Origin of the sequence: Clostridium sp. AM46-21, from assembly GCF_003480025.1 — a bacterium.
Lineage (GTDB): Bacteria > Bacillota > Clostridia > Lachnospirales > Lachnospiraceae > Coprococcus > Coprococcus ammoniilyticus.
In genome coordinates this window covers 41,081-57,614 of the sequence record NZ_QUIB01000012.1, presented here as the reverse complement: position 1 = coordinate 57,614, position 16,534 = coordinate 41,081, and the positions used below count along the sequence as shown (strand labels likewise).

Annotated in this window: 12 protein-coding genes and 1 pseudogene; 2 read left to right on the top strand and 11 right to left on the bottom strand. The window is 43.7% G+C overall.

Going from position 1 to position 16,534, the window contains the following annotated elements; all coding sequences use genetic code 11:
• Window position 1: 1 nt before the first annotated feature.
• The 5 genes and pseudogenes from DW959_RS09410 to DW959_RS09390 all read right to left on the bottom strand — a co-directional run bounded on the left by DW959_RS09410 (window position 2) and on the right by DW959_RS09390 (window position 6,794).
• Window positions 2-1,606, bottom strand: coding sequence for a response regulator (locus tag DW959_RS09410; protein ID WP_117823041.1), 1,605 nt, complete (start codon window positions 1,604-1,606; stop codon window positions 2-4).
• 245 nt (window positions 1,607-1,851) lie between these two features.
• Window positions 1,852-3,502, bottom strand: a pseudogene (locus DW959_RS09405) (galactoside ABC transporter permease).
• Between the two features lie 18 nt (window positions 3,503-3,520).
• The gene (locus DW959_RS09400) at window positions 3,521-5,029 is read right to left on the bottom strand and encodes a sugar ABC transporter ATP-binding protein (RefSeq protein ID WP_008402285.1); all 1,509 of its coding nucleotides are present in this window, start codon (window positions 5,027-5,029) and stop codon (window positions 3,521-3,523) included.
• A gap of 94 nt (window positions 5,030-5,123) precedes the next feature.
• Window positions 5,124-6,398, bottom strand: coding sequence for a substrate-binding domain-containing protein (locus DW959_RS09395; protein WP_117808612.1), 1,275 nt, complete (start codon window positions 6,396-6,398; stop codon window positions 5,124-5,126).
• A gap of 195 nt (window positions 6,399-6,593) precedes the next feature.
• On the bottom strand, window positions 6,594-6,794 hold the full coding sequence (locus tag DW959_RS09390; protein ID WP_117823043.1) for a ferredoxin thioredoxin reductase catalytic beta chain: 201 nt from the start codon (window positions 6,792-6,794) through the stop codon (window positions 6,594-6,596).
• A gap of 247 nt (window positions 6,795-7,041) precedes the next feature.
• Here DW959_RS09390 and DW959_RS09385 point away from each other — a divergent pair, with 247 nt between their 5' ends.
• Together DW959_RS09385 and DW959_RS09375 are read left to right on the top strand one after the other, a co-directional pair.
• Window positions 7,042-7,776 carry a LytTR family DNA-binding domain-containing protein gene (locus DW959_RS09385; protein ID WP_117823045.1) on the top strand — a complete coding sequence of 245 codons (735 nt, stop codon included), beginning with the start codon at window positions 7,042-7,044 and terminating at the stop codon, window positions 7,774-7,776.
• 446 nt (window positions 7,777-8,222) lie between these two features.
• Window positions 8,223-9,065: an ATP-binding protein gene (locus DW959_RS09375; protein ID WP_243023372.1), complete on the top strand. Its 843-nt coding sequence runs from the start codon at window positions 8,223-8,225 to the stop codon at window positions 9,063-9,065.
• A 130-nt stretch (window positions 9,066-9,195) separates the two neighbouring features.
• Here the strand turns inward: DW959_RS09375 and DW959_RS09370 are convergent, their stop codons facing one another.
• The 6 genes from DW959_RS09370 to DW959_RS09345 all read right to left on the bottom strand — a co-directional run bounded on the left by DW959_RS09370 (window position 9,196) and on the right by DW959_RS09345 (window position 16,206).
• Window positions 9,196-9,681, bottom strand: coding sequence for a YaiI/YqxD family protein (locus DW959_RS09370; RefSeq protein WP_117808614.1), 486 nt, complete (start codon window positions 9,679-9,681; stop codon window positions 9,196-9,198).
• A gap of 332 nt (window positions 9,682-10,013) precedes the next feature.
• Window positions 10,014-10,979, bottom strand: a complete 966-nt coding sequence (locus tag DW959_RS09365) for a carbohydrate kinase (RefSeq protein WP_117808615.1) — start codon at window positions 10,977-10,979, stop codon at window positions 10,014-10,016.
• 21 nt (window positions 10,980-11,000) lie between these two features.
• Window positions 11,001-12,479, bottom strand: coding sequence for a glycoside hydrolase family 32 protein (locus DW959_RS09360; RefSeq protein ID WP_117823047.1), 1,479 nt, complete (start codon window positions 12,477-12,479; stop codon window positions 11,001-11,003).
• Window positions 12,480-12,500: 21 nt separating this feature from the next.
• Window positions 12,501-13,520: a ribose ABC transporter permease gene (rbsC, locus tag DW959_RS09355; protein WP_008402271.1), complete on the bottom strand. Its 1,020-nt coding sequence runs from the start codon at window positions 13,518-13,520 to the stop codon at window positions 12,501-12,503.
• Window position 13,521: 1 nt separating this feature from the next.
• Window positions 13,522-15,021, bottom strand: a complete 1,500-nt coding sequence (locus tag DW959_RS09350) for a sugar ABC transporter ATP-binding protein (protein ID WP_008402270.1) — start codon at window positions 15,019-15,021, stop codon at window positions 13,522-13,524.
• A 168-nt stretch (window positions 15,022-15,189) separates the two neighbouring features.
• Window positions 15,190-16,206 (bottom strand): sugar ABC transporter substrate-binding protein, encoded by a 1,017-nt coding sequence (locus DW959_RS09345; RefSeq protein WP_117808616.1) that lies wholly within the window; start codon window positions 16,204-16,206, stop codon window positions 15,190-15,192.
• Window positions 16,207-16,534: the final 328 nt, after the last annotated feature.

Below are 16,534 nucleotides of genomic sequence, written 5' to 3'. Positions count from 1 at the left end.
TTTATTTTTTCAGATGCTCCGTTCTGTATTTGGATGGCGAAACCCCAAAACGCTTCTTAAATACATAACTGAAATAATTTGCATCAAGATAACCGACCCGCTCTGCAATCTGATAACTTTTCTCATTCGTTTCGAGAATCAGTTCTGCCGCATGATCCATCCGGTAATCGGTCAGATATGTTACAAATGCTTTTCCTGTCTCTTTTTTAAATACACTGGAAAAATAAGAATTCGATACTCCAAGTGCCGAGCACACGGTATCCAGGGAAAGATTCGGCTCCATATACCTGTCATGCACCAGATTCTGCGCATCTGTAACCATACGTCTCGATGTACTGTTTCTGGCATTTTTCAGCTCCTCACTGATGGCTTTTGCCGAATCGATCATCCACGCAGTTAATGTGCTTTCATCCATCTCCGGTACACGTTCGTATGGATTTCCGACATTACCGCAAAACTCATTAAAATCTATAAAATTATTAGCACAGAATCGATAAAATGCTCCCACCATCTCCATGATCGCAAGGTTATACTGGTTCACGGTCTGCGCATTATTATGAAGCTTCTCCACTTCCTTCCGCACCGACTGTTCAAGTGTCTCCGGTACTCCCAGATGAATAGCCTTGAACAGATCATGCATCTTTGTATCCTCCGGCTGGATCAGGATCTCCTGCTCCTTCGGTGCGATCTCACCAATATTGATCGCACGGCTCGTTCCATATAATACACGATAAGAAACTGCTTCTCTTGCTCCATCATAAGAAGAATTAACGCTGATCAGATTGTCACAGACTCTTCCGATTCCCGCAGTCACAACAGCTCCCATAACACGATATGCCCATTTGCAGAATCGGTCACAGGCATCTGTAAATGCAACTACCATTTCTTCCGTTTCCAGTTCTATGATCATAAGTGCATTTCCCAGATATGTGAACATATGATTCTTCCATTCCGGTGCTAAACGATCCTTGATCTCATGCTCGACTGACATGGCAAGCAGCAATGGATTCATACCATCCGGAACATGATGCTCCGAGGTATGAAAGATCGCACAGCAATAATACGGTCCTTTTATATCGATCTGATACGCATTCAAAAATTTCTCGCAATATTCTTCATTTACACGACCCTCGATCAACGAAACAAACAGATTCGTCTGAAGCACCGGAAGGGAATCCTTTAGATAATTCTCAAGCTTTGTTACATTCAGACGTTCTTCTCTCTCCTTATCCAGCGTCTTTTTCAATCGTTTCATACATTCCGTAAGCTCCAGCGCATTGATCGGTTTCAGCATGTATTCCTCTACTTCCAGATGAACCGCTTCCTTCGCATATTCAAACTCATCAAATCCTGTAAAAATGATGATATGGATATTCTGATATTCTTTATTCAATCTTCTGGCAAGCTCCAGTCCATCCATATATGGCATCTTGATATCCGTTATCACGACATCCGGCTGCTGCTTCTCCACAAGCTCCAGTGCTTTCACACCATTTGTCGCACTTCCAACGACTTCAAATCCTAATATATCCCAATGAATTCTCTGTTCGATCGCATCGATTACTTCCACCTCGTCATCGACGAGTACCACTTTATAATTATCCATATCTCATTCCTCTTTTATTCTTTCTATCTGTTCCTTATTATAACAAATCTACGTTCAGAATGAACCCCAAAATCCCGTTTTACCGTATATATCCCAAATAAAATAGCAGCGTACTCCTGATATTTTAAAAGCCGCCCCGTTCAGTCTGGAGCCTGCATCTGTCAGCCTGACAGAAAGCATATCAAAGACGAACGGAGCGGCTTTTGATTTATATCGTTTTTTTTGTGAGCGATTATTACATTTCCTTACTTCTTCTGTACATACTTGAGACAGTCAAGAGTTACAGCCGCAAGGATGATGATACCTTCGAAAATGAACTGAGGTTTGTATCAATACCAAGGATTGTCAGTGAGTATGTTAATGATGTGAAGATAAGTACACCAGTTACAACACCGGAGATCTTACCGATACCACCTGTAAATGATACACCACCAACTACACAGGCTGCAATGGCATCCATATCCCAGCCCTGTCCATAAGCAGCACTACCGGAACCTACCATTCTGTTACATTCAAGCCATGAACCGAATCCGTAAAGGATACCTGCAAGGATGAATGCGCCAAGTGTTACTTTGAATACTGAGATACCTGAAACTGCTGCTGCTTCCGGGTTTCCACCTACAGCGTACAGATTCTTACCAAATGTTGTCTTGTTCCAGATGAACCATACAACAATGATTGCTACAATTGCCCAAAGAATAATAGATGGGAAGCTGCCAAATGTAGGGATGAACATGCTAGGGATGGAAGAATCAATCGCACCGAATGATACACCCTTTGTTGCGTATGTTACTAAACCAAAGATAATCAGCATGTTCGCCATGGTCGAGATGAAAGGATGCATCTTGTACTTCGCCATGAAGAAACCTGCGATACTTGCAAATACTGTTGTAAGAATTATACAGGCTACCAGGGCAAGAATTGCTCTAGGAGCGGCCGGAATATTTGAGAAATCAAAGATATGTCCGAATACGCCACCTGTGTTAGGGCCGTTATGCATGATGATAGTTGCTGTAACCATACCCATACCTACCATACGTCCGATGGAAAGGTCAGTACCTGTAAGTAAGATCAGACCGGCAACACCGAGTGCAAGGAACATTCGAGGAGATGCCTGCTGTAAGATATTCAGGATATTGGTAACGGTTAATAACTGTGTATTCTTAACGATTGGTGTGATAATACAAAGTGCAATGAAGATCAGGATGATTACGATATACAGACCGTTCTTATAAAGGAACTGGGATGTATTAAATGTGTATTTGTAATTCTCGATCTTCTGAGCCTGCTTCTGACAAATGTGTATTTGGACATCCGTAAGAGATCGATCAGATGGAACTTATGTGCAAATGCATCATGCTTTCTGTCCTTAATCTCCTGTAATCTGGATTCGTGAGACATCTGTGCATCAAATAATCTGTTCTTATATACATATTTCTCATCTTTGATCTCGTCTGCAGCGGACAGTTTGGCAAGTGTCTGTTCGTGCTCTGTCTTGATCGTTGCACGAACCTTCTCATACGCTTCGTTTTCTGCTGCTTTTTCTGCCTCGCAGCTTGCAACTACTTTATCATAGTATTTGCTGTTATAATTCTCGGAAAGGTACTTTTCTGCTTCTGCGATCAACTTGGATACCTTATCCTTGTTTGCTGCTTCTACACTCTTCGCCTTTTCCAGTCCGGCTTTTGCTGCTGCAACTGCTTTTGTTCTCTCATCCTTTGATAAGTTCTTGTCTTCCTTCGCAATTGCGATCTGGTTCTTATAGCTCTGAACCTTGTCAGATCCGTCTACACGGAGTGCATCGATCTGTGACTGTATTTTTCCTACATATTCATCAATCGGCTTTAAAAGCGCTGCTTCTGCATCAGCCGAAAGGATCTTACTTTTATCTGCCATAACCAAAACTCCTCTCTATTACAAATATTTCGCACTAAGTCTTAATAATTCTTCCTGGTTGGTCTCTTTTGTATTTACAATTCCTGCAAGATGACCGTTCGACATAACACCGATACGGTTTGTGATACCAAGGATCTCAGGCATCTCTGAGGATACAACGATGATCGTTTTACCCTGCTTTGCCATGTTGATGATCAGTTCATAGATCTCGTACTTGGCTCCTACATCAATACCTCTTGTAGGATCATCCATCATAAATACGTTAGGCGAACGCTCCAGCCATTTACCGAAGATAACCTTCTGCTGGTTACCACCGGAGAGGTTTGCGATCATATCATCCGGTCCCATACATTTTGTATGCATGACCTTGATCTCCTCTGCGGTTGCACGAACCATATCGTCATGGCTAAGTGCGATTCCGCTCTTATAATGGTTCATATTTGCAATTGTTGTATTAAATGTGATATCTGCTTTCAGGAAAAGTCCGTTTGCTTTTCTTTCCTCTGTGATCAGGGCAAAACCATGATCCATGGCATCCTTTGGTGATGAGAAGTTCATCATCTTGCCATTATAAAGTACATTTCCTGCTGCTCTTGTACGCATACCAAATATGGTTTCAAGGAGCTCTGTACGACCTGCACCTACCAGACCATACAGTCCGAAAATCTCACCTTTCTTAACATCAAATGTAATGTTCTGAAGCTTTGGTGCATACTTTGTTGACAGGTTCTGTACGGAGAGCACTGTCTCACCAGGCTCATTGTCTACAGGTGGGAATCTATTGTCAAGGGAACGACCAACCATTGCGGAGATCAGTTCGTTCATGTTTGTGTCCTTACTGTCTTTTGTCATTACCAGACTACCATCTCGAAGAACGGATATCTGGTCACAGATCTCGAAGATCTCATCCATTTTATGTGATATATAAATCAGGGAAATACCCTGTTCTTTTAACTGTCTCATCATCTTGAACAGCTTTGCAACCTCAGGTGCTGTCAGTGAAGATGTCGGCTCATCAAGTACAATTACTTTTGAGTTGTAAGAAATAGCCTTTGCGATCTCACACATCTGACGCTGCGATACTGACATTTTCTTCATCGGCTGTGTCAGATTTACGGTAATACCGAGCTTTCTGAACAGATCCGAAGCTTCTTTTTTCATTCTGCCCTCATCGATCACACCGAGGGAATTCTTTGGGTAACGTCCCAGGAACAGGTTGTCCACAACGCTTCTTTCAAGACACTGGTTAAGCTCCTGATGAACCATTGCAACTCCGTTTTCAAGGGCATCCTTTGGACCTGAGAAGTTTACTTCTTTACCATCTAATATTATAGTTCCTTCGTCCTTCTGATAGGTTCCGAAGAGACATTTCATCATTGTCGATTTTCCGGCACCGTTCTCACCCATAAGACCCATGATCGAACCCGGTTTCACATTCAGATTGATGTGATCCAGAACCTTGTTTCTACCGAATGATTTGCTCATGCCCTGAATCGATAAGATGTATTTATTCTTATCTTCTGCCATATCTCTACTTCCCTTTCTTAGTAAAAGAAGGGTATCAAATCTTGTATCTGACACCCCTCTGAGTTAAATCATTATTGCCTGCCGATCCGTTATCTTATTTGTTAAGAAGTGTTGTGTATGATGCTGCATTATCTGTCTTAACCATGTTGATCGCAAATGCGTCATATTCGCCCGGGTTACCAAGACGGTTTGTAATGTTAGACTCTGTCTGACCATCACCACCGATGTAATCTACTTTCAGGTTGAGCAGATCATCGTAGTTCTCAAGAAGTGGCTGGTATGTTGAGCTTAAGAAGTTATCTGAAGCGTTGTAAATATCAAGCCATACTTTCTTTGTTGGGCTCTTGCTTGAATCAAGCTGTTTTGAAACCTTGTCATAAACCTTTGTTGAATCTGTGAAATCCTGATAGTTTTCAGCAGTTACTGCTACGTTTAATGCGTAGTATGATCTTTCTTCCTCGCTATATCTGTAATCTTCACCTTCTGTTAAGCAGTTGCCGGCTTCATCTGCTGTACCGATACCTGTATCAACGTCTACACCATCAAGTGCGTTACGAAGAACTCTGAGTGTTAAGTAAGCCTGAACATCTGCATGCTGTGAAATTGTTCCGCCGTAACCTTCTGCAATAGCTGCTACTGCATCGCTGTTAGCATCGTATCCAAATGTAGGAACCTTGTTATCCTTTGCCCATGCATTGAACATTGACATTCCCATACCATCGTTATTTGAAACAACTACATCAATCTGATCACCGAATGAAGCTGTCCATGTTCCAATAGCGTTTCCTGCTGTTGCTGCATCCCATGTAGCACCTGCTGAGTTCTTCATTTCCTGTGAAGCAAGCTCACGGATTGTATATGTCTTACCACCTACATCAAGCTTTGCATCCTGAACAACTTTTGCTGATCCGTCTACGTTTGTACCTGCAGGTGTTGAATCAACTGCACCATTTGCATCAACTCCTGTGCCAAGTGCTGAACGAACACCACGAGTACGAGCGATTGAGTCATTGTGTCCGATATCACCGATTGCTAAAACGTATCCGATAACACCATCACCGTTACGGTCGATTGTTGCTGCATTTGCTTTGATATAATCAAGTACCATCTGACCCTGAAGCTCAGCACCCTGGTTAGCATCGAAGCCTACATAATAAGTATCTTTGTTGAAGCTTAATGCTTCCTTATCAAGTTCTCCTGTTGAGCTGTTGGATGGCTGACGGTTGAACCAGCAAAGTGGCTTATCCTTATTTGCAACTCCGCTTGAGCTGCTTCCGCCTGATCCGCCTGATCCGCCTGATCCACATCCTACCATTGATAATGCAAGTGTTGCTGCTGCAACGACAGCTATAATTTTTTTCTTTCTCATATTTCATTCCTCCTGTTTGTACATTTTGTTTATTTTTCGCTCTGTCTCATTGACTAAATTCATTATAATGTGACAAGCAGAAAGAAAGAATAGAATATTTTTGGATTTATTAGCAATTTTTTTGGATTTATTAATATTTTTATGTTTATTTTGACGAACAGGTTTGTCTGTTCTAATAATAATTCATATATTAGTTTACTTTTCTTTGTAATATAACTGACAATGGCAGTATCCCTCAAACTCCGGATCATTGATCTGATCCCGGAATTCCTTACAGATACATTTATTCTCCGGTATTTTTTCAAGCCTGCACGGACAATATCCATTCTTCCTTTTTAGTCCTTCTTTTACAGCTGCAACTATTTCTGTATTATCATTTAATCGTACTTTTCCCATAATTAAGCCTCCATTGATCCGGGTTCTCTTGATATTTTCAGTCTATCATGAAGCAGCTCCACATTCTACAACAGATTTTAATTTTTTGCATCCGCTACATGAAATGTCACTATATGCGCATGAAATATCCGTCGATTTGATCAGAACTATGCTATAATGAACTCAGGTCAATGAGTACGCCTGTACAAATGACGATCAACGACCGGCTTATCATATATTTGTTAAGCCATGATAAGGAGTAGATTTTTTGATACATATAGCGATTTGTGACGACAGCAAACAGGAACGGCAGATACTGGCAGCGCTTTTCAAACGATATCAGGAGCTTCATGCCACACCGCTTCAGATTCATATATTTCAAAATGGCTTCTCATTACTGGATGCCATCGATCAGGGAAAACGATTTGATATTACGATCCTGGACATTTTAATGCCAGGAGAAAACGGAATTGAGATTGCGAGAAATATCAGAGCTTCCGGAACAGATACCGAGATCATATTCCTGACAAGTTCTCCGGAATATGCGGTAGACAGCTACGAAGTAAAAGCCCAGAACTATCTGTTAAAACCGATAACCGAAGAAAAATTTTTTGCCTCCATAGATTCCATTCTTGCCGAACTGGATGAGAAAGATACCGCAAGCTTCATCATTTATACGACAGAGAAGCAGTACAGCCGGATCCGGGTATCCTCTCTGGTCTATGGTGAGGTCACACACAGAACCATCACCTTACATCTGGCAGATCAGACCATGATCTCTGCCGTAATGACCTTTACGGAATTTCAGGATATTCTGAAAGCCTATCCGGACTTTATATATCCACACCGTTCTTATGCGGTAAATATGAATTACATTCAATATGTTACGAAAAGCGATATCATCCTGACAGACGGCCAGAAGATTCCGCTTTCCAGAAATAACTACATGAAGATTTCGGAACAGTTTTTAAATTTTGCCTATACGAACTCTTTTGGAAAATAATAAGGAGACAATGATATGAGCTTCCTCTGCGACAGTATTTATTTTATTACCGTATTCCTCTTTGGTTCAGCAGCAAGCGTATGTTTTACCGGTGTTCCTTTTAACCGGAAAATATACTCTCTCTGTCTGTTTTCTGTGCCCTCGACGGAATACTTCAGATCATTTCTTTCGCAGTCTTCGGACAGGAGATCTCCAGAGGGCTGTATCCGGTCGTTGTACATCTTCCGTTGGTGCTTTTTCTCTGGCTGATATACAAATGCTCATGGATCACTTCAATCGTCAGTGTCTTAACTGCCTATATGTGCTGCCAGATTCCTCTCTGGTGCGGACTGGCCGTTCGCTTATTTTCTGACAATAAGATCATCTATACGATCGTTTATGTCGGATGTGCCTTTGTAACCTTTTATTTCCTATACCACTATGAAGCAAATCTGACGCAGCATTTTATGCCAAAAGCAAATAAATCCGTCTATATTCTTGGCATTCTTCCGCTCTGCTACTATCTTTTCGATTATGCCTCTACGATTTATACCGATATGCTTTATACCAGCAACGAATTTGTAGTTCAGTTCATGCCGTCCATCTGCTGCATTTTCTATTTTGTTTTTATCTTTTATTATTATTATAAACTGGAAGAACAGGAACAGGCAGAACGCCTGGCAGAATCTCTTCATATGCAGCTTACACATGCTGCCATTGATCTGAATCATATGCGCACCATGCAGACACAGGCAGCCTCCTACCGCCATGATATGCGCCATCATTTTACTTATTTGCAGGCACTTGCAGGAACCGGGAATCTGGATAAGATTCAGGACTATATACAAACCGCCCAATCCGACTTAGATGCAATCACTCCAAAACGCTTCTGTTCAAACGAGCTGATCAACCTGCTTCTGTCCGCCTATGATACCAAAGCGGAATCAGAGGGCATCTCCCTGCTGGTTCAGGCTTCTATCCCTGCGGAACTTCCTCTGTCCGACACAAAGCTATGTGCGATTCTGTCAAATGCTCTGGAAAATGCGCTCCATGCATCGATCGAAACAGAGGAAAAATTCATACAGGTTCAGCTCGCCGAACGGAATCAGACGCTTCTGATCCAGATCAGCAATCCGTTTATCGGAACGGTTGCTTTTCAAAATGGGCTGCCTTTCTCCACGCAGACAGGACATGGTTTCGGAACTAAGAATATTGCTGCGATCGCCGACTCCTATCATGGTCAGTTCCAGTTCTTTGCAAAAGACGAGATCTTCACCGTCAGAGTATTACTGCCGCTGGTGGAAACCTGATACTTCTTACTCTGTCCGTCCGAAAAGCTCATATATGACCACATCACGCTATGATCAGCAACCAGCCATCATTCTCAGCTTCATTTTTCCATTTTACAAACAAATATACAATATAGAAATAGCCATGCAACTATTTTCTTTGTTCATCATTTTCCTTCGAACTGCCTTCATTTGCCTTTGCCATCCGTATGAGTTTTTCAAAGGATTGAGCAAAACGTAAATCATCATCTTCTGTACGTTTTCTCGGTCCTTTCATATGATGCTTATGAGAACTTCGCCTTGCTTTCTTGTTAAGATGCCGTTCCATCAGCATCTGGTCAATATTTTCATTTGTATACCACTTACCGGATTGATGAATGGCATATGCCCCTTTACCAAGTGCCATAGCAGCAACGCCATAATCCTGTGACACTACGATATCCCCTTTATGGCATATGCTGATCAGCTTATAATCTACTGCATCCGCACCGGCACCAACCACTATAACTTCACTGTAATCAGAATACAGCACATGGTTCGTGTCACACAAAAGTGTAGTTGGTATATTATATTTTTCTGCGATCGTCTCAACAATGTCCACTACCGGACACGCATCTGCATCAACAAATATCTGCATTATTATTTCTCCATCTAAATCATTCTTATCAGCCTTCACCCACTTAAGAAAAGCCTTATTCGCAATGACTTTGAAAAAATGTATGAGAGGGTATGTTCTCTGCCGGCAGCTTAGTTGGCAGAACTTCTCATTTTATTTTGTGCTAAATCTTGACACAGGACCAATGATTATTTTTTTGTTCACCAACCACATATTATAGGAAATGGAATTATGAGTCAATGCACTTTTGAATGATTATACTGTCCAAATGTTAGATTGTACAAAAAAGAAGACCGGAAACTCTCCGGTCTTCAGGGTTAAGGGAAAATTTTATGTGAAAAATTGTAGTACACTTACTTTACTGCGAGTCTCTCAAATGTCTCGCTCTCTTCAGGAATCGATCTGAGTCCTCCGCGCTTCTCGACACACAGGCTCGCCACCGCATTTCCATATCTCGCAAATTCTTCAAGCTCGTCTATACTGAATTCCTCCAGGCTCTTGTCCGCCCTTATAAGCTGCGATACAAATGCCCCCCAGAACGAATCTCCAGCTCCGGTTGTGTCGACCACATGGCTGACAAATCCAGGAACTTTTCTGCTGCCATCCCTGCTGCATATCAGCACACCCTCACTTCCCAGGGTGACCGCAACAAGTCTGACGCCTGTTCCAAGGAGATACTCCGCAGCCTCCTTCGGATCTTCAAATGGTGTGAGGAGTGCCGTCTCCTCATCCGAAAGCTTCATTATATCTACAAACGGGAGAATACTCTTCATTCTCTCCATCGCATTTTCTCTGTTGTCCCACAGCGGCTCTCTGTAATTTGGATCATAGGATATCACCGCTCCGTATTTTCTCGCCTCTCTCACCGCCTGGAATGTGGTGGTTCTGGCCGGTTCATCCGTGAGAGACAGCGAACCTATATGGAACACCTTTGTGTCTCTTAGCAGGTCGGCATCCACTTCCTTGTAACAGAGCATTGTGTCCGCTCCCGGCTTTCTGGCAAATGAGAATTCACGCTCTCCGTTCTCATCCAGAGTGACAAATGCCAAAGTGGTAAATACCGTGTCATCGACAACTATACCTCTGGTATCTATCCCTGCCTGCTTTGCCGTCTCAATAAGGAAATTGCCATGCATGTCATCCCCGACCTTTCCTATAAACGCGGTCTTAAGTCCGGCCTTGCTGACTGCCGTGAGCATATTTACCGGAGCGCCTCCGGGATTCTGCTCGAAGAGCTTCATCCCGGAATCAGTGCTTCCGGCAGGGGTAAAGTCTATCAGGAATTCACCAAGAGCCACAACATCATATTTCTTTTCCATGTTGGATCCTCCTTGTGAATTTTACTTTCCTGTGATCTCTATGTCATAGAATTCTACTCTTGCATCCTGTGCCAGAAGTCCTGTCTCAAACTCAGGCTTTGCATATATCCTGTATGTAAATGCCACCTGTTCTCCGACAAATACCTCCACCATATCATGGTCAACGATGATCTTCACATCTATCTCGCTGCCCTCTGTTATGTCAAATGTCTTCTCGCACACTCTGACTCCATCAGGGCCCGGCTCCGTTGCAGGAGGCACAGCCTGACAAGACTGAACCCAGAACGGGTCAACTCCCATAGGAAGATTTACCAATGACACTCTCTGCATGGCCACATCGAACTCAAGGAGAAGGCATCCGCTTGCTTCCTTGTCTGACTTGAGCAGTATACCGAAATGGTCATACACCTCTCTAGGCATGATCTTGCACTTCAGCATGTAGCTCTCCTCGTTGTGTCCAAGGAATCCGTATGTACATGTGCTTACTGAATCCATCTCAACCAGTCTGTCTCCGTGAAGCTCTGCATTTCCAAGTACAGGGATGTAATCCCATGCCACAGGCTTCTCAAATACATGCTCATATTCCTTTGGAAGCTTTACGTCAAGTCCTCCATCCGCTGTGGCAACTACCTCGTGCGGCACGCAGAAGGTTCCGCCCCAGTACCATTCACCTCTGTCGCTTCTGTCTGCTCTGTCGTGAGCCCAACCGAAGTAGAAGCGTCTGCCGTCATCATCCTGCATGGACTTGGCTGCGTAGAATCTTCTTCCGCCTATGCCATCCTTCTTTGGCTTTCTCCATGGGCCAAATGGCGACTTTGCAACTCTGTATATTGTATTTACATATTCTGAGAATCTTGAGTATGAGAGATACCAATTGTCTCCCATCTTGTACATCTCAGGGCACTCAGGACAGTTGGTGTGTCCCGGTGAATATACCGGTCCGTAATATTCCCAGTTGACCAGATCCTTTGATCTGTAGAGAACTATACATCCTCTTCTGGTTATCGGCATATCCAACCTTCTCGCTGATATGAGGATCCAGTAACATTTGTCCTCCTCATTGTAGAATACATATGGATCTCTCCAGTCAAGCTTCTCGTAAAGCTCTATCATAGGTGTGATGACCGGATTGGCTGCATCCTTCACCCACGTGATTCCATCGTCACTTGTAGCGTGGCATATGGTCTGCTGATACTCTGCGGTGAGGCAGTAGCCTGTATAGAATGCATGGTATTTGCCCTCGCCGTATATGACTGATCCAGTCCATACTCCTGATGCATCCGGCTCGTCGCCCTCGCCCGGATAGAGCGCTGTAGGAAGCTCCTCCCAGTGCACCAGATCATCTGATACACTGTGGCTCCATGTTGTTCTGAGTCTTGCCGGGTACACTGTTGTTCCCGGAGGGGAAGTCAGTGAGAATATATGATATTTGCCCTCGTGGTAGAAAGGTATTGCATCTCCCGTGGAATCCGCGAAGGACATCTTTCTAAAAATCTCCATATTATCATTCCTCTCTTTCTACTAGTTTGCTGCAAGTTTCTTCTTTTTGAGGAGCTCAAGCTTGCCCTTCTGTCCATCAAGGAGTACCGCACATGCGATGATGAGACCCTTGATGATGAGCTGCCAGTATGATGACACTCCGATAAGGTTAAGACCATTTGAGATGATTCCGATGACCATGGCACCAAATACTGTTCCACTGATCCTTCCTTTACCACCTGTCATAGAGGTTCCGCCAAGTACACAGGCCGCGATGGCATCAAGCTCGTATCCGCTTCCAACTGAAGGCTGGCCTGAGTACATTCTTGAACAGAGTACAAGTCCTGCGAATGCTGAGAGAAGTCCTGATATTGTAAACACTATGATCTCTATCTTCTTGATAGGTACACCTGAAAGTCTTGCAGCCTCGCGGTTACCACCTATCGCGTATACGTATGTTCCGAACTTTGTCTTACTGAGGATGAAGCTGAACAGTATGATGAGCACTACCATGTACACTACCGGAAGTGGAATCACATTGAACAGATATCCTGTACCGATCTCGATGAAGAGCTTGTTTGTGATACGTGTTGACTGTCCACCTGTGTAGACATAAGCTATACCACTTGCTATGTTCATCATGGCCATTGTGATGATGAATGCAGGCACCTTGAAATTGGCTACTATGAAACCACTTACAAAGCCAGCCGCTGTGCCGACCAGAAGGCCTGCTGCTATTGCTACACCGAGAGGAAGTCCCTGATTAACTATAAAACCTACGGTCAGAGTTCCCGACATAGCTACTATCGATCCAACTGACAGGTCAATGTGACCAAGTATGATTATGAGTGTCATTCCAAGTGCTATGTATGTGTTGATCGATATCTGTCTAAGCACTGATATGATGTTGTTGGTCGTTAAAAACTTGTCTGTGGCAAGTGCTACGGCCACACACATGATTATCAGAACCACTATGATTCCTATGTTGCCCTTGACTATGGATGTCAGGGGATTGTTTTTTAATATAGAAGTTGCTTTTGAATTCTTCTTTGTCTCGCCCATATTATTCGATACCTCCTGCAGCGTATTTCATTATCTCTTCCTGTGAGAGCTCGTCCTTTGACAGCTTCTTCACGAGTTTTCCGGCTCTGACCACACATACGTTGTCGCACATGTTGATGATCTCAGGAAGCTCACTGGATACCATGATTATCGCTATGCCTTCCTTTGCCAGTTCATTGATTACTGTGTATATCTCAAATTTTGCATTTACATCAACGCCTCTGGTCGGCTCATCCAGAATGAGCACATCCGGCTTGGTTGCAAGCCATTTGCCCAGAACTACCTTCTGCTGATTTCCACCTGACAGGCTGCCCGCCTCGATCTCAGGTGACGCCGCCTTGATCCGCAACCGCTTTGAATAATGGTCTATGACCTCACCGCGCTTTTTCTCGCTTATGGCGATTCCATTCATATAGAATCTGAGGGATGAGAGTGTAAGGTTGAACGCCACGCTGTTGCCGAGCACCAGTCCCTGCTTCTTTCTGTCCTCAGGAACCAGGGCTACGCCTGACTTAATCGCCTGCATCGGATTCTTGAAGTGTACCAGCTTTCCGCCGAGTATCACCTCGCCTGATGTAGGCTGTGTGGCACCAAATACCGCCTCCATGATCTCGCTTCGTCCGGCACCGACCAGACCTGAGAATCCCAGGATCTCACCCTTGTGTACCGAAAAACTTATATCTTCAAAGACACCTGTCTGCGAAAGGTTCTTTACCTCCAGAGCAACCTCTGCCTTGTCCATGTCACAGTAATCCCTGGCATAGAAGCTCTCCAGATCTCTTCCTACCATCATCGCAACCAGCTCATTCGGGTTGGTCTCAGATGTCTTTTTTGTTCCTACGTATGCACCATCCCTGATGACGGTAACTCTGTCAGATATCCTGAAGAGCTCCTCCATTCTGTGGGAGATGTAGATTATACTTACCTGTTTCTTTCTGAGATTCTCAATGATCTCAAATAACTGCTCCACCTCTTCATTTGAGAGTGATGAGGTAGGCTCATCCATAACTATGATCTTACCGTTGAATGAGACCGCCTTGACGATCTCCACCATCTGCTGCTGTGCGATGGTCAGATTCTCTACTATCGTGTCTGCTTTTATATTCACACCGAGGGACGATATCATCTCCTCTGCTCTTCTGTTCATCTCTGCAAAGTCCAGCGTTCCAAGCTTTGTCCTTATCTCTCTGCCGAGAAACAGATTCTGTGCCACCGAAAGATATGGAACAAGTACGATTTCCTGATGTATTATTCCTATACCATTTTCTCTGGCAGCCGGAACTCCGTTGATCTTGACCTCCTTGCCATTTACCTTGATGATTCCGCTGTCGGGCTGGTAAATTCCGCCGAGGACCTTAATCAGTGTGGACTTTCCTGCACCATTCTCACCGAGCAGTGCATGTACCTCTCCCAGCTCAAGGGAAAAGTCGATGCCACTTAAAGCATATATTCCGGAGAAGCTTTTCTTTATCCCTATCATTTCCAGAACTGTCTGTCCCATATTAAACCTCCAAGTTTCTAAAATAGATCTTTTGTTATCCTGCTTTTTCGGGATCTCGGCCGGAGATCTAAGATCCCCGGTCTCTCCCGTGTTATATACACCTATGTTGTGTCATGTATGTCCAGCCGGGGGCAGCCCCGTGCTGTTACTGCCGGCTTCGATCCGGCCTTACTGCCAATCGTTAACTGTCTGCTCAGCCTCATCCTTGAGTACGAGGTGTGAGTCAAGATATACCTTCTTCTCGTCGATCGTTGTATCTCCGCCCACATACTTCTGTGCTGCGTTGAATGCGTACTCAGCAATCTGTACAGGAACCTGACATGCAACTGCTGTGAACTCGCCGTCGAGGAGTGCCTGCTTGCCATCTGGTGAAGCATCGATACTGTATACACCAATCTGGCCTGTCTTGTTGGCTGCCTTAACTGCTGCTGCAGCGCCAAGTGCTGAAGGATCATTGATACAGAAGAATGCCTGAAGATCTGTGTTTGCTGTGATGATATCCTCTGCAAGGCTCATTGATGCATCAAGTGCTGCCTCGCCATCCTGCTGTGCTACGATGTTGAACTTATCCTTGTTATCACCGAGTCCGTCAAGGAAACCATTTACACGGTCTACACAACTCTCATTTGATGGGAAGTCAAGGATCGCAATGTCTGCTCCGTCCGGATAATCCTTAGCCATCTGCTCACCGACAAGCTGTCCTGCCATGTAAGCATTTGTTCCAACGAACTGTGTTACGAAGTTCTCTATGTCATCCTCGATAACTGCTGTATCTACATTGAAGATTGGGATTCCTGCATCCTTGATCTCTGCAAGACCTGATGTGATACCTGCTGAATCAACCGGGATGATGAACACTGCGTCGTATCCACTATTTGCCACGTCTGATAACTGGCTGAGCTGTGTGTTCAGATCGTAGTCAGGATCAAGACATGTATATGATATTCCGTTCGCATCGCAGAGCTCCTTGAGCTTGGCATCAATTGAACTCTGGAATGTATTGTTGAGTGTGTTTGTACAAAATGCAAATGACAGGTCAGATGACTTTGTGCTCTCCTGCTTTGTACCTGAATCAGATGAACCGCTGCCCGAAGCGTTTCCTGATCCTGATCCACAACCTGCCAGTAAACTGAGTGACATGCACAGGCATGCTCCAACTGCTAATAACTTTTTAAATTTTCTCATAATTTTTACCTCCACTATCATGTGTTTTCTTTGCTAACTCGTTGTCGAAAAACTGTTTTTAACCGGTTTATTTACGTAATTTTTAAACTGTTTTTCGTCCCTTGCATGTTTTGATGATATAACCTTTGTCGGTTATTGTCAATATCAAGTGTTTTATTTATTGTTTATTCGTCATTTTGCACAAATGAAGCTCGATTGCATTATAGGGTTCGCAGGTCTTTTATAGTTTTTTTACGTAAATATTTTGCCAGATGTCATACTTATGGGATTTGTAGTGTATGATTGGCACCCGTTACTTGTCACCTTGTCTCTTGTGTATAAACGCAAA